This is a genomic window from Neobacillus sp. PS3-40 (genome assembly GCF_030915485.1).
GTDB lineage: Bacteria > Bacillota > Bacilli > Bacillales > Cytobacillaceae > JAUZPL01.
In genome coordinates, this window is record NZ_CP133266.1 from 1354889 (window position 1) to 1376248 (window position 21360).

The window sequence follows — 21360 nt, forward strand, 5'->3', positions numbered from 1 at the left end:
CCCCTCTTATTATGTAGAAAAGGCTTAGTTTTCACAACTATAAGCCCTCGCTAAGAATGACCCCAAGGTTAGAAGTTTTTAGCCTTCTAACCTTTTTGTTCATCCTTATTACAACAATTTTTAATATAAAAGTAAAACAATTACGTTTATATTAATCCCTTTGTTCTATAGAGATATACTTTTGCATCCCAGGACCATTATATTCCGCACGAGGACGAATCAAACGGTTGTTGGCATATTGTTCTAAAATATGAGCAAGCCAACCGGAAACACGACTAACAGCAAAAATAGGTGTAAATAAATCATGATCAATACCTAAACTATGGTAAACAGAAGCAGAATAGAAATCCACATTAGGAGGCAACTTCTTTTCTCCAGTAACAATATTCTCAATTCTAGCCGACATTTCATACCAGTGCGGTTCACCAGTAATTTCAGTCAACTTCTCAGACATTGCTTTTAAATGTTTCGCTCGTGGATCTCCTTTGCGATATACCCTATGACCAAATCCCATAATTTTTTCTTTGTTTTCAAGTTTTTCATGTATAAAGGAATCAACGTTTTCAAGTGTTCCAATTTCCGTAAGCATCTTCATAACTTGTTCATTTGCTCCACCATGAAGTGGTCCTTTAAGAGCCCCGATTGCTGATGTGACTCCTGAATAAACATCCGACAATGTCGCAACACATACACGTGCTGTAAATGTAGAGGCATTCAATTCATGGTCTGCATGTAGTACAAGTGCTTTATTAAAAGCCTCAATCGCAATTGCTTCAGGTTCTTCTCCAGTTAACATATACAGAAAGTTAGCTGCAAAACCTAATTCTGCTTTAGGAGCAATAGGTTCAAGTCCCTTTCTAACCCTAGCAAAAGATGTTACAAGAGTAGCCATTTTTGCTTGGAGGCGAATCGATTTACGATAATTTGCTTCGTCGTCCATTAAATCTGCTTCCTCGTCATATAATCCTAGTAAGGAAACTGCCGTTCTAAGTGCGCCCATTGGATGGACTTTTTGAATCGGATACATTTTAAAGTGGTTTAATACTTCATCTGGCAGGGAGGCATTTTCTGATAGCTGTTTCTTCAGTTCTTCTAATTGGGGTTGTGTAGGCAGTTTACGATGCCATAGTAAATAAATTACCTCTTCAAAACTAGCATGATCAGCTAAATCATCAATGTTGTAGCCAACATAAGTTAGCGTGTCATCAATGATTGAACTGATGGAGGTTGCTGTAGCTACTACCCCTTCTAGACCACGTGTTACTGTCATACCTAACATCTCCTTCAAATTTGAATTTCCCCATTACCCTTTTGTTCTAAAAAATTTCTTGAAACAATGCTAAATTTTGAAAACTCTAGCAAGATGGAAATGGCATCCCCCATAAAGTTAAGGCTTTAATACTATAAAGGCTGACATATGATGCCGAGCATAAAAACTAGAATGTTCATTTTATTTCATTTTCTTTTTAAGAAATAATTTCAGCTTAGTGGCATCTTATATATGAAGTACCTTAACTTCACAAAATAGTAGAATAATTTACAAGCCAAATAATGTAGAAATATTATTTACTTAAAAAGGATGCGCTTACAAGTCCTATTATAAACAATTATCTGATTTTTGTGAATGGTTACGCAAAGAAAATACAAAAAAATATTATTTTACAAAAAAACTATTTTATGCTTTCAAAAAATTCCATATTAGTATATGCAGTTATTGCCCAAATAATAGGCCTATAGGTACCCTCTAATAATTGGAAATCCATTTGCAAACAAAATTGATTTTTTTCAATAGAAATGCACCAAAGTAAATCAAAAGCTTTCTTTAATAACAATATTTTTTTCTCGAAAGATATAAACATTTTGTGAACAATTTCATATACTTTGTTAATCCTTCTTTTGAGCACTGGAAAATTATGCACTTCGGGTTAGATAATGTTAAAATATAAATAAATTTATTCAAAAATGGATAATTGGAATGAATAAGCAATTCGTCCAGAAGCTTGTGAAAATTTTACAAAAAATTCTGTTGAAATGTCCGAAGTAATCTTAGGTTTTATGGCACTTTCAAAAATGCGCATGCCCAAATTTTTTTAAAAAGTCCATTAGGTCAAAGGTGTTTTCAGTTCCTTCTACTTTATATATCTGAGTTGATTGGAGCGGAGGGCACTTGACTCCTGCGGGATTTGAGGGAATGGGAGACCCCACAGGCGGTACGCCGAGGAGGCTCCCATCCCTCCCCGCGGAAAGCAAGTGCCCGGTGCGGAAATCAACGGGCAAAGTTAAAGCCTTTTTATAAAAAGAAAATTTCCCTTACACAAAGTAGCAGGAATTAAATATAAGTGGTTCAAGAAAACCGTTGAACCATCTGACTCGGCAAATGCCGAGAGCCTAAAGAAGATTAAGGAGGAAAATTTTTGAATCTTACATACTTAAATCGAACACTGAGATTCCTTTTTGTAATCGGTATTATATTTTTTTCTATCTTATCCTTTTTTTATTTATCTAAAGTAACCTATCCCTTTTTAATTGGGCTGTTGATTGCCTTTTTAATAAATCCACTCGTCAACATCTTTGAAAAAAAAGGGAGAATGCCTCGAGCTCTTGCTGTATTTTTAGGTCTTATCATTATTTTTGCTTTTTTTGCAGGATTAATTACTCTCCTTATTACTGAAATTGTTTCAGGAGCAAGCTATTTAGCAAAGGTAGTACCTAAAAATCTTGATATTTTAATTATGTATGTAGAGAAAATTATTGCTGGTCAAATCATACCCTTCTATAATCATATAACGAGTATTTTTAATAAGCTTGAGGCTGGCCAGCAAGATACGATCATGACAAACATTCAAAATGTCGGGAAAAAAGTCGGAACTACCGCTGGAACATTTATACAGAATCTTTTTGGGAATATTCCTCATATTATATCTTGGATTCCTAATGCTGCAACTGTTTTGATCTTTTCATTACTTGCTACGTTTTTTATTAGTAAGGATTGGTATAGACTTGCAGAATTCGGTAACAAGGTGTTACCTGATAAAGCAAAAGTAAGCGGTCGAAATGTATTTATTGATTTAAAAAAAGCTTTATTCGGGTTTTTAAGGGCCCAATTAACTCTCATTTCAATTACCACTGTTATTATATTAATCGGATTGCTAATCCTCCGGGTTGATTATGCAATCACCATTGCACTTGTTACAGGGGCTGTTGATATTATTCCGTATCTTGGAACCGGAATTGTTTTTGTTCCGTGGATCATTTATGAATCAATTGGCGGTGATATGGGGCTTGCAATCGGTTTAGGAGTACTTTATCTCATCGTACTGGTCCAAAGGCAGGTTATGGAGCCAAAAATTCTTTCCTCAAGCATCGGGCTTGATCCACTTGCTACCTTAATCGCTTTGTTTGTAGGCTTTAAAGTAATTGGATTTTTAGGCTTAATCATTGGGCCTGTTACCCTTGTCGTAATAAGTACGCTTCACCGTGCTAACGTATTTCGGGATCTTTGGATTTATATAAAAGGAAAAGAAGTTTAACATTAAGAAAACTCATTGTTTAGAGGCAACAACAAAAAGCGGCAGCTTCAATTTGGAAGCTGCCGTTTTTTATTTTATTATTTTTATATTTCCTCGATTAATCCTTCTTCGGAAAGAGCTTTTCATTATTAACTTGAAGAACCTCCTTGTGAATGGAAAAAGTAAAAGGAATCCGAGAAAATCTGTAATGAATCCTGGTGTGATAAGGAGAGTTGCTCCAACTAATATACAGATCCCATCCAAAATAGCTTCGCCTGGTATTTCTCCAAAGCGTAACTGTTCTTGTGCTTTCCGTATTGTTTGTAGCCCTTGTTTTTTGGCGAAATAAGCGCCAATAACTCCCGTTAGGATAATGAAAGTCACTGTCGGAATTACCCCAAGAGTCTTTCCAGAAAAAAGTAAAAGACCAATATCTGCTGCTGGTACTAGGATAATTAATAAAAATAGATACCGCATTTCCAGTCTCCTTTGCCTAAAGAAAACTTGGCTAGCGCCAAGCCTTAGCGCCGGCGATTGCCTAGTTGCCCTTTTGCGATTTAAGTGTTGATTAACAATAAAACGCTCGAAACATCTTTTAATGCATTAGCTAAGTTAAACGTTCTTATAAGCTAAAAAAAGAAGGGATAATCCCTTCTTCCATTATAACACGCTTGCGTGTCCGTTATAGATAACTCCTCGTGCTGAATCTACTGTTATTTCCTGACCGTCTTTAAAAAGTGTCATTGCATTTTCAACACCGACGATAACCGGAATACCAAGGTTTAAACCAACAACGGCAGCATGACTTGTTAAGCCACCTTCTTGTGTTATCAACGCACTACATTTTTCAATTGCTGGAACCATATCACGATCAGAACCAATTGTGATTAAAATGGAACCTTCCTTTACTTTACTCAATGCTTCTTGGGCATTATGGGCAAGAACTACTTTACCGAAAGCTGATTTTCTTCCAATCCCCTGTGCCTTGACAAGAATATCACCAACAATATGGATTTTCATTAAGTTGGTTGTGCCTGCTTCTCCAACTGGAACGCCAGCTGTGATAACAACTAAGTCACCATGTTTCACAATGCCGCTGTTTAAGCTTTCTTCCACTGCGATATCCAACATTTCGTCAATTGTAGTAGTTTCTTTTCCAAGTTGAGAATAAACTCCCCAAACAAGGGATAAATTGCGAGAAACAGATAAATTTGAAGTAACAGCAACAATTGGTGCCTTTGGACGATACTTTGAAATCATCCTAGCCGTATGTCCACTTTCTGTTGGTGTGATAATCGAGCTTACCTCAAGATTTAATGCTGTATGCGCAACAGATTGACCGATTGCATCTGTTGCATTATGATCAGTATCCTTACTACGAGCAGATAAGATTTTTTTATGATCTAATGCTTGCTCTGCTCTTGACGCAATATTATGCATTGTCTGTACAGCTTCCACTGGATACAATCCTGCAGCAGTTTCACCAGAAAGCATAATTGCATCTGTACCATCGAAAATAGCATTTGCTACGTCACTTGCTTCAGCACGTGTTGGCCTTGGGTTACGCTGCATAGAATCAAGCATTTGTGTTGCAGTAATAACTGGTTTGCCAAGAGCATTACATTTTTTAATAAGCATTTTTTGAACAAGCGGAACTTCTTCCGCAGGAATTTCTACACCTAGGTCTCCACGTGCAACCATTAGGCCATCTGATACTTCGAGAATTTCATCAATATTATCCACACCCTCTTGGTTTTCAATCTTCGGAATGATATGGATATGAGTTGCATTATTTTCTTCCAACAATTGACGAATTTCCAAAACATCTTTTCCACGCCGAACGAAAGAAGCTGCGATAAAATCAACATCTTGTTGAATACCAAAAAGAATATCTTGTGTATCTTTTTCAGTTATTCCTGGCAAGTTAACAGTTACTCCCGGAACATTGACGCCTTTTTTATTTTTTAACGTACCACTGTTCAAAACTTTTGTTTGAATTTGATTTGAGGCTTTATCGATTTTGATAACTTCAAGACCTATTAAACCATCGTCCAATAAGATTTTCGATCCAACATGAACATCATCAATTAATCCAGGGTATGTAACAGAAAATTTTTCTGCAGTTCCTTCTACTTCATCCATTGAAACAATCACATTTTTTCCTGTTTGAAGCTCAATTGACCCGTTAACCATGTTATGTGTACGAATTTCTGGACCTTTTGTATCAAGTAGAATTGCAACTGTTTTACCAGTAAATTTAGCTGCTTCACGGATATTTTTGATTCGCTGTCCGTGCTCTTCAAAATTACCATGGGAAAAATTCAGGCGTGAAACATTCATTCCTGCATTTATTAGTTCTATAAGCTTTTCAACGCTTTCACTTGCGGGTCCAATTGTACAAACGATCTTTGTTTTACGTAACATTTACAATTCCTCCTGTTTAGGTAAAAATTTAAAGAAAACTCGCCGATTGGTGAGCCCCTAAGGGCAATGATTAGGCGTAGTTGCCCTTATGTTTAGCCAAGAAAGCTGCTAGCCAGAGAAAAGGAATAGTGACTAAATACAGACATGTCTTCAAAAAAGAAAACACTTTTTCTAAAAGTAGCTTGCGTTTCCATGCCGGAACTTTCCTTATCTAATGGCGAACATCTATCTAAGAACGTAAAATGACAATTAAATCGATAATTCTTTTGAAAGTTTAAAAAGATCCAAATCCAATTTATGCTTTCTACCTAAAGCCTCTATAATGTCATAATCTACAAGTTTATTTTTCTCGATCCCTACAGCTCGGCCACCTTTTCCTTCTATAAGAAGTTCTACTGCACGCGCACCTAATCGGCTTGCAAGCACCCTGTCAAATGCAGTTGGCGATCCTCCACGTTGTATATGACCAAGTACAGATACTCTTGTATCAAAGTTTGTTTTCTCTTTCAATTCCTTACCAAACTCGACGCCACTACAAACGCCTTCTGCGACTACAATAATACTGTGTTTTTTTCCACGTTCATTTCCTTTACGGAGACGATCAGCAATCTCGTCCATGTCATAGTTTTCTTCTGGAATTAAAATAGTTTCAGCTCCACCAGCAAGACCCGCCCATAGTGCAAGGTCTCCTGCATCCCTACCCATTACCTCAATGACAAAAGTTCTCTCATGTGAAGTTGCTGTATCACGAATCTTATCTATTGCATCAATAACTGTATTCAATGCTGTATCAAAGCCAATTGTAAATTCTGTTCCTGGTATATCATTGTCAATCGTTCCTGGTATCCCTACACAAGGAAAACCTAGCTCTGTTAAGGCCTTCGCACCACGATATGAACCATCTCCACCAATTACTACTAAACCTTCAATTCCATTGGATCTTAATAGTTCAATCCCCTTTTTTTGGACTTCTTTATCTTTAAATTCCGGGCAACGTGCGGTATAGAGCATGGTGCCGCCACGATGAATAATATCACCAACAGAACCAAGTTCAAGTTTTTTTATATTTCCACTTATTAATCCTGAATATCCTCCGTAGATTCCAAAAACCTCTAATTCATGGTAAATCGCTTTCCTTACAACAGCTCTAATAGCTGGATTCATACCCGGAGAGTCTCCGCCACTTGTTAAAACTCCAATTTTCTTCATTTTTTGCACCTCGATTTATGGATTAAAAATATATAGCATTTTATAATAAAAGTAATAAAGTGAATAATCACTTATATTTATTTTTAAACAATATTTATATGAATATTTATAAAATACCACGAAGAAATCCCTATCACAACATAATCGTACCTACAAAATTAATAGACGGAATTATTAATGAACTGAAAGCGTTTTACCACAAAATGAAAGCCTCTTCATTACTCTTTCATATGAAATTACTAGTAGAGAAAGAAAAAAACGTGTCTGATAGACACGTTCTTATTTTACCCCGATAGTATCATTAATAATAGAATACTTGCCAATAGCTCTAAATTTTTGATAACGATTATCAATCAATTCTTCACTAGACAGTTGCAAGAGGGATTGAAGTGATTCTTTAAGTACCTTTTCAATTTCGGCAGCTTGCTTTTGTACATCTTTATGAGCTCCTCCCCTAATTTCAGGAATAATTTCATCTATAATCCCGAAATGTTTTAAATCTGGCGCAGTAATTTTCATTGCTTCAGCTGCGACTTTAGCTTTAGAGGCATCTCTCCAAAGAATAGAGGCCGCACCTTCAGGAGAAATAACTGAATAGGTTGAGTTTTCTAGCATATGAATGTAATTGCCTACTCCAAGTGCGAGCGCACCACCACTTCCACCTTCTCCAATCACAATACAAATTACTGGTACACGTAGTCCTGCCATTTCAACTAAATTTTTTGCAATTGCCTCACTTTGACCACGCTCTTCGGCAGCCTTCCCTGGATATGCACCTTTTGTATCAATAAAACAAATGATTGGGCGATTAAATTTATCAGCCTGCTTCATTAATCGAAGTGCTTTCCGATACCCTTCAGGATGTGGCATTCCAAAATTCCTACGAATATTCTCCTTCGTATCTTTTCCTCTTTGATGGCCGATTACAGTTACTGGTAACCCTTGAAAACTGGAAATTCCGCCTACAATTGCTTCATCGTCTCCATATGTCCGATCTCCGTGACACTCAAAAAAATCCTCAAATAAAATGGCAATATAATCAAGTGTTGTCGGTCTGTTAGGGTGTCGGGCTATTTGGACACGATCCCATGGTTTTAGGTTATCATAAATATCTTTTTCAAGTTTTTCAAGCCGCTCTTCTAATTTTTCAATTTCAGAGGTTAGATCCATATCGGTAGACTTCGTAAACTCACGTAATTCCATGATCTTTTTTCTTAATTCAATTACCGGTCGTTCAAACTCAAGTTCTCCTACCAATTCAATTCACCACCATGTTCATGTAATGCAAGAATTGTCCCAATTTGATCTTTTAAATCCAATCTAGAGATAACTGCATCAAGTTGCCCATGCTTCAAAAGAAATTCCGATGTTTGGAAATCTTCAGGAAGTTCTTCTCTGATCGTTTGTTCAATAATCCGTCTGCCTGCAAATCCTATCAATGCACCTGGTTCCGCAAAGTTGTAATCTCCAACAGATGCAAAGCTTGCAGATACTCCGCCAGTTGTTGGATGGGTCATAATTGAAATAAATAGTCCCTTATTTTCACTGAACCTTTGAAGAGCAACACTAGTTTTCGCCATTTGCATAAGACTAATAACACCTTCTTGCATTCTAGCGCCACCAGAGGCAGTGAAGATAATAAATGGAACAGACAGTTCATTCGCCTTTTCAACAGCCCTCGTTATTTTCTCTCCAACAACAGAGCCCATGCTTCCCATTCTAAAGGACGCATCCATAATCGCTAAAACTATTTTTTTATTGTGGACATTTCCAACTCCCGTAACAACTGCCTCGTTAAGGTTGGTCTTTTGTCTATCTTGCTCAACCTTTTCAAGATAGCCAGTGAAATTCAAAGGATTTTCAGATATCATATTGGCATCCATTTCTTCAAAGCTTCCTTCATCAATAAAGCTAGTAAGCCGCTCCTGTGAATTCATTTGGTGATGGAAACCGCAATGCAGGCAAACCTTTAAATTTTTTAATAGTTCTTTTGTATACATTATTTTTTTACAGGAAGGGCATTTTGTCATAATTCCTTCTGGAACATCTTGTTTTACCGACTCTGAAGGAATCGTTGCATACTTTTTCTTTTTTATATTATTTTTTATAAAAAGCTCTTTAAGCAAGGTGAAACCTCCCTTGAATGTCAACTTAAGGTGAAGCTAGCAATTTTTCTATGTATTTATACTCTGAAGTCTTCCTTTTTAACTACCATTTCATTCATATAACAAAGATGATCAAGTGGTGGTCAGACCACTTGATTATTTAAAATTCCCATTACAATGTAGGCTTAAATTGCTTATCTTATTCAAATAAAGTGAAAACCATCAAAAATTATCAGTAACTATTATTGGAGAATCCGACATTTTTCTAAGTTTCCGATAGGCAGAAAGAGTTTCTTCCTCATTATTTGCTTCCATTGCATTTAGAAGATTGTAAAAATCTATTTTGGTAAATTTCTTTTTTTCATATGAGATTGATTGATAATAATCCTTTAAGATTAACCAAATTTTAAGTAATAAGTGGTTTTCTGTCTTCTTAATAATTAAGTAAAAAAAATCATCATCATTAAGCTTGCCATCTTCTAGCTCCAACTTTAAATCCTGAAAATCAACTTCTTGGTTTCTTAGCAGAAGCCGCAGACAATCCATTTCAATAAAATATTTTGTATCACTAACATCTTGCTTTGCCTTTTCATCCTGTAAAACAAATGTGCTTACAAGTTTAACAAGGTGATTCTCCCGAAAATCTCTGATATACGTTCCTTCACCTTGCTTTGTCTCGATCAAACCAAGTAATTCAAGAGCTCTTAATGCCTCGCGAACGGAAGAGCGCCCAACATTCAGGCGCTCAGATAACTTTCGCTCTGAAGGGATTTTATCACCGGATTTTAGACCATCTTCTGTTATCATGTCTCTTAACTGCTTCACAATCTCTATATAAACCTTTGAACTTTGAGTGGCATTTGTCACTTATTTATCATTCGCTTTTATCAATTGTGGCAAGTCTTTTCGTTTTTTCCTTTATTTCTTCAGGGTCGACTTTTAGACGAGCAACGCCTGTTTCCATGGCCGCTTTTGCAACTGCTGCAGCAACTGCTGGAGCAACTCTAGGATCAAAAGGACCTGGAATAACATAGTCTGCATGCAGTTCATCTTCACGAATCAAGCCGGCAATTGCCTCAACTGCAGCAACTTTCATTGCTTCGTTAATATTCGTTGCACGCACATCAAGTGCACCCCTAAAAATTCCAGGAAATGCGAGAACATTGTTGACTTGATTAGGGAAATCTGAGCGTCCTGTACCAACCACTCTCGCTCCAGCTTCTTTTGCCAGCTCAGGCATAATTTCTGGATCTGGATTAGCCATAGCAAAAATAATGGAATCTTCATTCATAGAGGAAACCATTTCTTTTGTTAAAGCACCTGCAGCCGAAACACCAATAAATACATCTGCGCCTTTAATGACATCTTTCAGGCTGCCATGAATTTTATTGATATTGGTAAATTTCGCCACTTTATCTTTAACCGCATTCATGCCCTGTGGTCGACCTTCATAGATGGCGCCTTTGGTATCACACATAATGATATCTCTTACACCATAGCTATATAACAGTTTAATAATAGCGATTCCAGCTGCACCTGCTCCGTTGGCTACAATTTTGATTTCATTCATTTTCTTACCAACAAGTTTAAGTGCATTTACAAGTCCAGCAGTTGTAACTATAGCTGTTCCATGTTGATCATCATGGAAGACAGGAATATTTGCCTCTTTTTTTAATCTTTCTTCTATGATAAAGCAATTTGGGGCTGCGATATCTTCTAAATTAACTCCGCCAAAAGTTGGCTCAAGTAGCTTTACAGTTTCAATTATTTTTTCAATGTCTGTTGTGTTTAAACAGATCGGGAAAGCATCTACCCCAGCAAAGGATTTAAATAAAACTGCTTTTCCTTCCATTACTGGAAGTGCAGCTTCCGGGCCAATATTTCCTAAACCAAGGACAGCAGTTCCGTCTGAAACAACGGCTACCATGTTCCCCTTCATTGTATAATCGTATACTTTGTCAGTGTTTTCATAAATATCTTTACACGGTTCAGCTACACCTGGGGAGTATGCAAGACTAAGATCCTTTGCATTTCGAACTTGAACTTTAGATTTCGATTCCAATTTACCTTGATTAATTAAATGCAGGTGTAATGCCTCTTCACGCAAGGTCATGATTCGATCACTCCTAAGGATTTTTTCAAGAAATTGCTTAAAATAGTTTGATTTAAATGTGGTCAGACCATATATCTCCATTTTCAATATAACATATATTAAAGAGTTGTAAAGATTAATCTCTCAATTTCACATTCCCTATACCTAGTAATTTTTTTAATTTTCTTAATAATTCTTCATTTATATTAATATTATGTTCCTTATCCAATCTGACTGTTTTACCTGTACTTTCATAATGCAAAACAACACCAGTTTCACCTTTATTACCCCTCAATATTTGTTCTAATTGCTGGAGGTAAGTTGGTTCTTGTTTTTCATTAACTATTTTAAGGTATAATAAAGATTTTTTCACATGATCTTCTTTAATCCATACTTCCATACTAGCTACCTTTTGAATGAGAAACTGAGGATTACCCTCTCTATTCTCTGTCTTTCCTTCAATTACAGCAAGTTTTCCTTGTTCTAGAAAATTCGAATATTTTTTATACACTTCAGGGAATACAACCGCCTCTAGCTCTCCACTTGAATCACTAACAGTTAGAAATGCCATTGAGTCGCCCTTTTTTGTGCGAATTTTTTTAACTATATTTATATAGACACAGGCAGTGCCCCTTTTACTATCAGAAGCTAGATCGAATAAAAGATTTACCCCTCTTTCCTCTAGTACTTGTTTGTAGATAGAAACAGGATGGTCTGTTAGGTACAGGCCTAATGCATCTTTTTCAAAAGAAAGTTTGTCTTCCATTCGAATTGGATCTACTTGAACATATTTCGGCTTCAGTAATAGTTCTTCTTCCATGAAAAGATCAATTTGATCGGAGGAATTTGGTTTAACCAATTGAGCATGCATAAGCGCAACATCCAAACTTGCTAAGAGCACTGAACGATCTTCCCCAAATTCATCGAAACTCCCCGAATGCACAAGGAATTCAAGGATTTTTCGATTGACCGTTTTTGGTGAAACACGAATACAAAAATCAAATAGATCATTAAACTTTTTCATTTTCCTCACTTGCAATATTTCTTTAAGCGCAGATGCACCTACTCCCCTTATTGCAGCAAGACTATAACGAATAGACTCATTTTTTACAAAGAAAAAGAAATTACTATCATTAATAGATGGAGGAAGAATTCGGATACCCATTTGTTTTGATTCTCTAACATACTGCGCTATCTTCAAATCATTTCCAATCACTGATGTTAAGAGACCAGCCATAAAATAATTTTGATAATGTGCTTTCAAGTATGCCAGTTGATAGCTAATCATACTGTATGCTACTGCATGGCTTCGGTTAAATCCATAATTAGCAAACTTTACAATTAGATCATAAAGTTCGTTTGCAAATGGTTCTTCATACCCTTGTTTTAATGCACCCTGGACGAAATGATTTCTTTCCATATCTAAAACATCTTTTTTCTTTTTCCCAACCGCTCTCCGTAAAAGATCTGCCTCCCCAAGTGAAAATCCTGCAATTTTGGAAGCAATTTGCATGATCTGCTCCTGATAAACAATCACACCATACGTATTTTCTAAAATAGGTTTAAGATCTTTATGCGGATAATCAATAGGCTTTCGATGGTGCTTTCGGTCTATATAAAGTGGTATATTTTCCATTGGCCCTGGTCGGTAAAGAGCATTGACAGCAACAATATCTTCAAATCTTGAAGGCATAAGCTTAATTAGAACTTTTCTCATTCCATCTGATTCAAGCTGAAAAATGCCGGTCGTTTCACCCTTAGATAGCAATTCAAAGGTTTTCTTATCATCCAATGGAAGGGACTTAATATCAATCTTTTTACCTAATTGATGGTTAATTGATTTTAAGATATTTTCAATGAGTGAAAGATTTCGTAACCCAAGGAAATCCATTTTCAATAGGCCCATTTCCTCAAGATGTTCCATAGAATATTGGGTCAAATAGACATGGTTATGGCCTTCTTGGATCGGAACAAGTTCAGTAAGTGGTTTCTCACTAATTACCACTCCAGCCGCATGTGTGGAAGTATGTTTTGGAAGTCCTTCTAGCTTTTGGGCGGTTTCAAAGAGGCTCTGATTTGAAGGGGTCGCATTAACAAATTCCCTAAGTTTTTTTGATTCTTGTAAGGCAGTACTTAAGTTAATGCCTAGTCGCGCTGGAACAAGCCTTGATAATTGATCCAATTCCTTCGAGTTTAAACCAAATACCTTTCCTACATCCCTTAAAGCAGCTTTTGCAGCCAAAGTTCCAAACGTTATAATCTGTGCGACATGAAGTTCACCGTATTTCTTAGCTACATACTCTATTACATCCTCACGCCTTTGATCTGGAAAATCAATATCAATATCAGGCATCGATATTCTTTCAGGATTCAAAAAACGTTCAAATAACAATTGATGTTCAATGGGGTCAACATCTGTAATAAATAAGACGTATGCAACTAGAGATCCCGCTGCTGATCCGCGGCCGGGACCAGTTAAAATTCCATGTTCACGAGAATATTTCATAAAATCCCACACAATTAAAAAGTAATCACTAAATTTCATTCGTTTAATCACGGTTAATTCATAGTCAAGACGTTCAAAATATTCCTTCTTGGGAGAATGAAACCTCTTCAAAATCCCTTCATTACACAATTCTTCAAGGTATTCATCTGCCAACTGACCATTTTCGGTAGGAAATTTAGGCAAATAGGATTTATTGAGCTCTATATTAACATTACATCTTTTGACTATTTTAAGGGTATTCTCTAAAGCCTCAGGATACTCTGATAAACATTCAACCATTTCATTAGCAGATTTCAAATAAAATTGATTACTTCCAAGCACTTCTCGATGATCTTCCTGTAATTTATCACCATTTTTTATAGCCAGTAAACATTCATGGGCAAACATATCCTCTTTTTCTAAATAATGAACTTGGTTGGTGGCGACAATCGGTATATCCATCTCTTTTCCGATTAAATAAAACTTTTTTCTAATTTCACTTTCCTGTTCCATTTGATGATTTTGAACTGAAAGAAAAAAGTTTCCTCTTCCAAACAAATGATCAAATTTTCCAATTAAATTCTTTGCCTCGGTTTCCTTTCCCTTTATAAGATATTGTTCAATTTCACCTTCTATACCAGGCGTAATGGCAATAAGCCCTTTTATGTAGTGTTTTAGCCATTTCATTGGAATTCCATTTTTAGCTTTGGTTTGAACAACACTGGAAATTTTAAGTAAATTTTTAAAACCTACTTCATTCTCCGCTAGTAATACTAATGGAAATGAAGTTTCTTCTTCTGTTATTGCACTTTCCATATCGACTGTTAATCCGATAATTGGATTCATTTCATTTTTACGGCAAAGTTTATAAAATTCCACTGCCCCATACATCACGTTTCTATCCGTTAGCGCAAGAGATGAAAATCCTTTTTTCTTCGCATTCATAACTAAGTTTTCAATAGAAGCTGTACTTGTCAGTAGAGTATACGCACTATATGTTTGAAGGTGAATAAATGACACGTAATCACACCCTTTTAAAATCTTTATTATCTTTTAATTATAGTCCTTCATCAAAAAAAAAGAAAATATGTTCTCATTTTCAACTAAATAGCTATGTTAAAAAACTCTGTTGATTTTATCAATATAATTCGCCAAAGCTAACCAATTATCAGAAACATATTCTTGATACTTCGTCCATATGATGATAGAAAGATCATTGATATAAGGTTAGGTGGTTTTAGAAAATGAAAGAAATAGGCTTCTTTCCTTCTTTTATTGAAAGTTATTTTATAGCTTTAGGAGTATTGCTTGGAGGTTCGCTTATTGGTGGTCTCTCAGCTTTCTTGACTGGGCAACCATTATTAACAACAATTTACCGCTTGTCCACATTGCTAAGGATATGGGCAATCGTAGCGGCAATCGGAGGAACATTTGATACTGTGTACAGCTTCGAAAGAGGGATTTTCGATGCGGCTACGAAGGATATATTCAAGCAACTTTTACTGATCACGGCTGCATTGGGAGGTGCCCAAACAGGAGCACTACTCATAAAATGGTTAACCCAGGAGTATGTCTCATCATGAGAATTCCCCCGTTATACAGACGCCCTTCTTGGCAGCGGTTTTTAGCTGGAGCTGCCATTGGAGGTGCTATTAGCTGGTGCATATTTATTTATATCTATGGATTTTGGCAAGAAAAGTATACGAAGCTCATTCATGCGCAGCGTGAGGAAATTGCTGAATTAAATAATGATATTAAAATTTGGCAGGATGAATATAAGGCTGCAAATAAGCGAAATATTGAACAAATCACTGTTCAAAAAATCAATGTAAGAATTACAAACTGGGAAAAATATTCTCTAGATTCTTATAGTGCTTTTGAGGTAGAAGATTCGGTAAAAGAAGATATTGGTATGATGGTGGCAAAAGACTTAGAAACTGTCTATAAAAGTAAAGATTTAATCAAAAAAATTATTGAAAATAAAACAGTAAAGATTAATGGTAAAGAATATAAACTTGAAGTAAAGGAAATGGTTATTTATACAACCCTTTCCATTCAACTAGAAATCCATTTTAGTAATTAAAAATCGGTCCTCGAGGGAGTCTCAGGACCGAAGTCTTATTAATTTTTCAAGTAACTATCACATTGATAGCACATTGGACCGTGGCATTTTTCTGATTTATTCTTTTGCTTCACACGCTTTTTCTACCTCTGCAATGACCTCATCAACCTGATCCCATGAATAAATAGACGCCCCTGCTGCGAGTGGATGACCACCACCATTGTACATTTTAGCTACTTCATTAATTACAGGCCCTTTGGAGCGAAGACGAACGCGAATTTGATCCTTTTCTTCTATGAAAAAGACCCAAGCCTTGATTCCCTTAACATCTCCTAATGTGCCTACTAGTAACGAAGCCTCGGAAGGCATAGCACCATATTCATCTAAAAGGCTCTTCGAAAGGACCATTGATGCAACACCACTTGGCCTGAACTCAAAATTTTGCAAAATATGGCCATTTAATTTTATGATATTAGCATCAAGTTCGTACATTTTGTCGTAAAGTTCTGTCCTTGAAAAATGGTAATGAATCAATTCTCCAGCATAAGTAAATGTCTTTTCAGTTGTACTTGGAAAAAGGAATCTTCCCGTATCTCCGACTATTCCTGCGTATAATAACCGTGCGGCTTCATCGTTTATTTTAAGACCTTTATCACTTCCAAATAAATAAAATTCATAAATCATTTCACTTACTGAGCTTGCACTTGTATCGACCCAAACTAAATCACCATATGGATCTTCATTTGGATGGTGATCAATTTTTATCAGCATATCCCCTATCATATACCTCTTGTCACAAATTCTTTCTGCATTAGCGGTATCACAGACAATCACAAGTGCCCCTTCGTAGACCTCATCAGTAATTTGATCAAGACGGCGTAAATAATGGAGCGATGGGTCTTCTTTGCCAACTGCGTATACCCTTTTATCTGGGTAAGTAGCTTTTATTATTTCAACTAACCCACACTGCGAGCCATATGCATCAGGATCTGGGCGAACATGGCGATGGACAATGATTGTTTCATACCTTTTAATTGCTGCTAGTATTTTTTCTTTCATCAAGAAGCTCCTTCGGAAAATGAATTTATTATTGACTATGTTTACTAAATATTCATTATGGCATTTCAGATCAATACAAGGTAAACTAAAAACAAGATTGTCGAAATATGGAGGATTTAAAATGCCAGTACTTGTTATTTTAATTGTTATTTTACTTGCTTTCTATGTATTTTATAAAATAAAGTACGTACGAAGCAACCGTCCTGTCGAAAAAAAGTGGCTCTCTGCTAAATCAAGAATAGTTCTTGGTCTCCTTGTCTGTCTATTTGGAGTTAACCAGTTATTCTTGTTTCATACAATTGTTACTTATTTAATAGCTGCCATTTTTATTATCTTGGGTGGTCTGAGCGCTATATCTGGTTTTAAGATATATAAACATTATCTCCCATTTGCTATCGAGGAAGCCGAAATCCTCAAAGGTAAAGAATAAAGTGAAGCCGCTTCTATTTATGAAGCGGCTTTTACATATCTTACTATCATCAATGGAATTGTCCACAATCACTTGAGGAACGAGCGAAGCCTCTGTTCACCATTTTCCTAATGTCGATCAATTAGTTGACACATCATCAGTGCCTTCCCAACGAGAACTCCATCATTAAAAACTTCAACATCCACTTTACCAAATTTACGTCCAACTTCAAGAACCTTCGGATAAATACCAATAACACAATCCATTTGAACTGGCTTTAAAAAATAAATGGTCATATTTTCAACAACGAGATCACCTTTTTTATAGTTCCTTAAAACGCGGCTTGCAGCTTCTGAGACAATCGTTGTGAACACCCCATATGAGATAGTTCCAAGATGATTTGTCATCTGTGGAGTGATTTCACAGGAGTACATATCCTCCCCTTTTGTCTTTCCACGAATTAGAACCAATTGGTTGGTTACGATATTATCTAAAGTTTCTCCAACCTGTGGTTGACGTTGATTCATTTGCAAAGCCTTCAAAACATCTTGCCTGCTTACAATCCCCTCAAGTCGATTGGAATCATCTACAACAGGAATTAATTCTATTCCTTCCCATACCATCATATGTGCAGCAGATGCGACACTTGTTTTTCCACTAACTATAAGCGGGTTTTTCGTCATAATCTTTTCAATTAATGTTTCCTGATCATGTCCAATAATATCCTTAGCTGTTATAATACCCTGGATTTTCATATTTTGATCGACGACTGGGTAACGGCTATGTGATGTGTCTTGATTATACTGCTTCCACTGCAAAATTTTATCACTTGTATTTAAATAAAATATTTCCTGTAACGGTGTTAGAATATCTTCTACTAGGATAATTTTCTTTTTAATCAATTGATCATATATTGCACGATTGATCATGGTCGCAACAGTAAATGTATCATAGCTTGTTGAAATAACTGGAATCTGTAGTTTATCTGCTAACTTTTTCACGTCATCCTCTGCATCAAACCCACCTGTTATTAGTACAGCAGCACCTGCTTTTAATGCAAGCTCATGAGCCTTTGCGCGGTTACCAATAATCAACAGATTACCAGCTCCCGTATAACGCATCATAGCCTCTAATTTCATCGCACCAATAACAAATTTATTTAGGGTTTTATGTAGCCCTGCTTTTCCACCTACGACGTGGCCATCTACAATATTTACAACCTCTGCGAAAGTGAGATTTTCAATGTTTTCTCTTTTTTTACGTTCAATACGAATGGTTCCAACTCTTTCAATTGTACTAACAAAGCCCTTATTCTCAGCATCCTTAATTGCACGATACGCGGTTCCTTCACTTACCTTCATCGCCTTGGCGATTTGTCGCACTGATATTTTTTCTCCGATCGAAAGTTCATCAATGTACTGTAGTATTTGTTCATGCTTTGTGGCCAAGATTTTCACCCTTTATATTTAAATTATCCCCATAATCCGGGTCACTCATTTACCGGTATGAACTTAGATTTAATTATAAAGCGAAAAAAGCCTTGATTCAATGCAATATGGGACATTGGGCAAATTAGCATCAATGAAAGGAACGCTTCTTACTAGTTCTTTGCTTTTGAACATGTCCATTTTGTTGAAGCTTTTTTCTTGGATGATACAGCAACCCTGTAAGATTTCCCGCAATAACAATTAGAGCAAACGAAAGCCAGATAAGGGAAAATGCCTCCTGTGCCCCACCAGTTGTTAAAGATAGCTTTGGCACTGCAAAATAAAGCAAAAATCCACATACTAAAAGACAAAGTAAATATCTGTTCTTTTTCATTTATTTTCCTCCTTAAAGACTGCTTGTTTAATCTTTATGCTCTAAGTGGAAAAAAAAGTCGAACACATTGCAAGAACCTTAGATTTCTATTTCTTCACCAGGGTTTAATATTCTACCATTTCCATCCTCAATCATTTTGATAAACTTTTTGGGATCCTGTTTAATAGGCGGGAATGTATTATAGTGAATAGGCACAACTATTTTCGCCTTTAATAGCCCTGCTGCATATGCTGCATCTTCAGGTCCCATTGTAAAGTTATCTCCAATTGGCAAGAAAGCAACATCAATCGGATGGCGGTCACCAATTAATTTCATATCTGAAAAAAGTCCTGTGTCACCAGCATGATAGATCGTTTTTCCTTCATTCATAAACAGAACCCCTGCAGGCATTCCTAAATATATGATTTCCTTTTGTTCAGTCATCAAACCAGTACTATGAAAAGCTTGCGTGAATTTGACCTTTCCAAAATCAAACTGATAAGCACCACCGATATTCATCCCATGAGTTTGCAGTCCTTGCCAGCTAAAGTATGTAGCAATTTCAGCGTTTGATATGATAAGTGCGCCACTTTTTTTAGCTAATTCATACGTATCGCCCATATGGTCCCCATGTCCATGAGTTAAAATAATGACATCAGGATGCATATTTTCTACCTTAAGATCTGTTAGAGTGTTCCCAGTAATGAACGGATCGATTAAAATTGTTTTTCCCGCCGATTTAATTTGGACAACTGAATGTCCATGAAAAGAAACCTTCATAAATTACCTCTCCCTTATTAAAAATTTATATTACTATTTCCCTTTTATCCAAGAAAACTCCTTCTTCTTACATTCTTTCTAATCCTTTTAGTGTTTACTTTTTTTATTTTTGTTGATACTCTCAAAATATGATTTATTTTTAGGGGGGACAAAAAATGAACCAAAGATTAAGTAAATTTCAAGCATGGATGAAAGAAAATGATATTCAAGTCAGCTTTATTACCTCTTCAGAAAATGTATTTTATTTGAGTGGATTTTATAGTGATCCACATGAGCGGTTACTTGCTCTGGGTATTTTCCAAGATGATGAGCCATTTTTAGTTTGTCCTGGAATGGAAAAACATGGTGCGAAAAATTCTGGTTGGGAATCTGAAATCATTGGATACAGCGACATCGATCATCCATGGGAAATGATTCAACAAGCCATTAATAAAAGAAGTAAAAACATCTCAAAAGTAGCAATTGAAAAAGAACACATGAATGTTGAACGCTACGAAGCCATTTCAAATTTATTTCCTAATGCTACATTTATTTCAGCAGAAGAAAAATTAAGAAAGCTTCGAATGATAAAGGATGCTAAAGAATTAAAAACAATTGAAGAAGCATGTTCACTTGCTGATTTTGCCGTTGAGGTCGGGGTAAGTGAAATTAAAGAAGGCAAAACAGAGTTAGAGATTCTTTCAGCGATTGAATTCGCCTTAAAGAAAAAAGGCGTTACAGAAATGTCATTTGCGACAATGGTTTTGACCGGTGCAAATGCAGCTTCACCACACGGAAACCCCGGTTTAACAAAGATTCAAAAGGGCGATCTCGTTTTATTTGATTTAGGAGTTGTCGTTGATCGTTATTGTTCTGATATCACAAGAACAGTTGCCTATGGGGATATTAATGAAAAACAAAAAGAAATTTATGATACAGTTTTAAATGCACAACTTGCTGCGATAGATGCTAGCAAACCAGGGGTTACCTCAGCTGATGTTGACTTAACTGCCCGAAGAATTATTGCTGAAGCAGGGTATGGAGAATATTTTCCACACCGTCTTGGACATGGCCTCGGGATAAGTGTTCATGAGTATCCTTCGATGACTGAAACCAACCAGCTTATTCTTGAAGAAGGAATGGTTTATACGATCGAACCAGGTATTTATGTACCCGATGTAGCAGGAGTTCGGATTGAAGATGATGTCTATATTACTGCCGATGGTGTAAAAGTTTTAACAAAATTCCCTAAAGACCTTCAAATTATTAGACAATAGTGTTTTTAAAGAAAACGGCAGGAGTTCAGAGAAAAAGTCTTCATGTAACGTTCTTTGAAAATTGTCTGTTGATTTCCGCTCCAGGTGCTCGCTTTCCGCGGGGCGGGCGGTGAGCCTCCTCGGCGCTGAAGCGCCTGCGGGGTCTCACCTGTCCCGCTGCTCCCGCAGGA

Annotated in this window: 18 protein-coding genes; 5 read left to right on the plus strand and 13 right to left on the minus strand. The window is 36.4% G+C overall.

Annotated features, from left to right (window positions below; genetic code table 11):
- Positions 1–151: 151 nt before the first annotated feature.
- Positions 152–1270, minus strand: a complete 1119-nt coding sequence (gene citZ, locus RCG20_RS06945; protein ID WP_308183504.1) for a citrate synthase — start codon at positions 1268–1270, stop codon at positions 152–154.
- A gap of 1144 nt (positions 1271–2414) precedes the next feature.
- Here citZ and ytvI point away from each other — a divergent pair.
- Positions 2415–3530, plus strand: a complete 1116-nt coding sequence (gene ytvI, locus RCG20_RS06950) for a sporulation integral membrane protein YtvI (RefSeq protein ID WP_308183505.1) — start codon at positions 2415–2417, stop codon at positions 3528–3530.
- 69 nt (positions 3531–3599) lie between these two features.
- Here the strand turns inward: ytvI and RCG20_RS06955 are convergent, their stop codons facing one another.
- The 8 genes from RCG20_RS06955 to dnaE form a co-directional block, all read right to left on the minus strand.
- The gene (locus RCG20_RS06955) at positions 3600–3986 is read right to left on the minus strand and encodes an FxsA family protein (RefSeq protein WP_308183506.1); all 387 of its coding nucleotides are present in this window, start codon (positions 3984–3986) and stop codon (positions 3600–3602) included.
- 183 nt (positions 3987–4169) lie between these two features.
- Complete coding sequence (pyk, locus tag RCG20_RS06960; protein WP_308183507.1) at positions 4170–5933, minus strand: pyruvate kinase; 1764 nt, start codon at positions 5931–5933, stop codon at positions 4170–4172.
- Positions 5934–6182: 249 nt separating this feature from the next.
- Positions 6183–7142, minus strand: a complete 960-nt coding sequence (pfkA, locus tag RCG20_RS06965) for a 6-phosphofructokinase (protein WP_308183508.1) — start codon at positions 7140–7142, stop codon at positions 6183–6185.
- Positions 7143–7421: 279 nt separating this feature from the next.
- Positions 7422–8399, minus strand: a complete 978-nt coding sequence (gene accA, locus RCG20_RS06970; protein ID WP_308183509.1) for an acetyl-CoA carboxylase carboxyl transferase subunit alpha — start codon at positions 8397–8399, stop codon at positions 7422–7424.
- Complete coding sequence (accD, locus tag RCG20_RS06975; protein WP_308183510.1) at positions 8393–9268, minus strand: acetyl-CoA carboxylase, carboxyltransferase subunit beta; 876 nt, start codon at positions 9266–9268, stop codon at positions 8393–8395. The genes accA and accD overlap by 7 nt, the downstream gene beginning before the upstream one ends.
- A gap of 201 nt (positions 9269–9469) precedes the next feature.
- Positions 9470–10054 (minus strand): FadR/GntR family transcriptional regulator, encoded by a 585-nt coding sequence (locus RCG20_RS06980; protein WP_308183511.1) that lies wholly within the window; start codon positions 10052–10054, stop codon positions 9470–9472.
- 67 nt (positions 10055–10121) lie between these two features.
- Positions 10122–11360: an NADP-dependent malic enzyme gene (locus RCG20_RS06985; RefSeq protein WP_308183512.1), complete on the minus strand. Its 1239-nt coding sequence runs from the start codon at positions 11358–11360 to the stop codon at positions 10122–10124.
- 115 nt (positions 11361–11475) lie between these two features.
- On the minus strand, positions 11476–14844 hold the full coding sequence (dnaE, locus tag RCG20_RS06990) for a DNA polymerase III subunit alpha (RefSeq protein WP_308183513.1): 3369 nt from the start codon (positions 14842–14844) through the stop codon (positions 11476–11478).
- A 224-nt stretch (positions 14845–15068) separates the two neighbouring features.
- Here dnaE and RCG20_RS06995 point away from each other — a divergent pair, with 224 nt between their 5' ends.
- Positions 15069–15407: a sporulation membrane protein YtrH gene (locus RCG20_RS06995; protein ID WP_308183514.1), complete on the plus strand. Its 339-nt coding sequence runs from the start codon at positions 15069–15071 to the stop codon at positions 15405–15407.
- Positions 15404–15907, plus strand: a complete 504-nt coding sequence (gene ytrI / locus RCG20_RS07000; protein ID WP_308183515.1) for a sporulation membrane protein YtrI — start codon at positions 15404–15406, stop codon at positions 15905–15907. The genes RCG20_RS06995 and ytrI overlap by 4 nt, the downstream gene beginning before the upstream one ends.
- Positions 15908–16003: 96 nt before the next feature.
- On the opposite strand, the gene RCG20_RS07005 is transcribed toward ytrI, so the two are convergent.
- Positions 16004–16945: a DHH family phosphoesterase gene (locus RCG20_RS07005; RefSeq protein ID WP_308183516.1), complete on the minus strand. Its 942-nt coding sequence runs from the start codon at positions 16943–16945 to the stop codon at positions 16004–16006.
- A 121-nt stretch (positions 16946–17066) separates the two neighbouring features.
- Between RCG20_RS07005 and RCG20_RS07010 the strand changes: the two genes are divergently transcribed.
- Positions 17067–17375 carry a YtpI family protein gene (locus RCG20_RS07010; protein WP_308183517.1) on the plus strand — a complete coding sequence of 103 codons (309 nt, stop codon included), beginning with the start codon at positions 17067–17069 and terminating at the stop codon, positions 17373–17375.
- Positions 17376–17482: 107 nt separating this feature from the next.
- Here RCG20_RS07010 and RCG20_RS07015 read toward each other — a convergent pair whose 3' ends face one another.
- The 3 genes from RCG20_RS07015 to RCG20_RS07025 all read right to left on the minus strand — a co-directional run bounded on the left by RCG20_RS07015 (position 17483) and on the right by RCG20_RS07025 (position 19934).
- Positions 17483–18802, minus strand: a complete 1320-nt coding sequence (locus RCG20_RS07015; RefSeq protein ID WP_308183518.1) for a DRTGG domain-containing protein — start codon at positions 18800–18802, stop codon at positions 17483–17485.
- Positions 18803–18932: 130 nt separating this feature from the next.
- Positions 18933–19175 carry a hypothetical protein gene (locus RCG20_RS07020; protein ID WP_308183519.1) on the minus strand — a complete coding sequence of 81 codons (243 nt, stop codon included), beginning with the start codon at positions 19173–19175 and terminating at the stop codon, positions 18933–18935.
- A gap of 78 nt (positions 19176–19253) precedes the next feature.
- Positions 19254–19934, minus strand: coding sequence for a metal-dependent hydrolase (locus tag RCG20_RS07025; protein ID WP_308183520.1), 681 nt, complete (start codon positions 19932–19934; stop codon positions 19254–19256).
- Between the two features lie 155 nt (positions 19935–20089).
- On the opposite strand from RCG20_RS07025, the gene RCG20_RS07030 reads away from it, so the two are divergent.
- Positions 20090–21190, plus strand: coding sequence for a M24 family metallopeptidase (locus RCG20_RS07030; protein ID WP_308183521.1), 1101 nt, complete (start codon positions 20090–20092; stop codon positions 21188–21190).
- The last annotated feature ends 170 nt before the right edge of the window (positions 21191–21360 follow it).

Excerpts from the sequence above, each read along its gene's own strand:
- citZ (WP_308183504.1), bottom strand. The coding sequence starts at position 1,270 with ATGACAGTAACACGTGGTCTAGAAGGGGTAGTAGCTACAGCAACCTCC.
- RCG20_RS06955 (WP_308183506.1), bottom strand. The coding sequence starts at position 3,986 with ATGCGGTATCTATTTTTATTAATTATCCTAGTACCAGCAGCAGATATT.
- pyk (WP_308183507.1), bottom strand. The coding sequence starts at position 5,933 with ATGTTACGTAAAACAAAGATCGTTTGTACAATTGGACCCGCAAGTGAA.
- pfkA (WP_308183508.1), bottom strand. The coding sequence starts at position 7,142 with ATGAAGAAAATTGGAGTTTTAACAAGTGGCGGAGACTCTCCGGGTATG.
- RCG20_RS06980 (WP_308183511.1), bottom strand. The coding sequence starts at position 10,054 with ATGATAACAGAAGATGGTCTAAAATCCGGTGATAAAATCCCTTCAGAG.
- RCG20_RS06985 (WP_308183512.1), bottom strand. The coding sequence starts at position 11,360 with ATGACCTTGCGTGAAGAGGCATTACACCTGCATTTAATTAATCAAGGT.
- RCG20_RS06995 (WP_308183514.1), top strand. The coding sequence starts at position 15,069 with ATGAAAGAAATAGGCTTCTTTCCTTCTTTTATTGAAAGTTATTTTATA.
- ytrI (WP_308183515.1), top strand. The coding sequence starts at position 15,404 with ATGAGAATTCCCCCGTTATACAGACGCCCTTCTTGGCAGCGGTTTTTA.
- RCG20_RS07005 (WP_308183516.1), bottom strand. The coding sequence starts at position 16,945 with ATGAAAGAAAAAATACTAGCAGCAATTAAAAGGTATGAAACAATCATT.
- RCG20_RS07010 (WP_308183517.1), top strand. The coding sequence starts at position 17,067 with ATGCCAGTACTTGTTATTTTAATTGTTATTTTACTTGCTTTCTATGTA.
- RCG20_RS07020 (WP_308183519.1), bottom strand. The coding sequence starts at position 19,175 with ATGAAAAAGAACAGATATTTACTTTGTCTTTTAGTATGTGGATTTTTG.
- RCG20_RS07025 (WP_308183520.1), bottom strand. The coding sequence starts at position 19,934 with ATGAAGGTTTCTTTTCATGGACATTCAGTTGTCCAAATTAAATCGGCG.
- RCG20_RS07030 (WP_308183521.1), top strand. The coding sequence starts at position 20,090 with ATGAACCAAAGATTAAGTAAATTTCAAGCATGGATGAAAGAAAATGAT.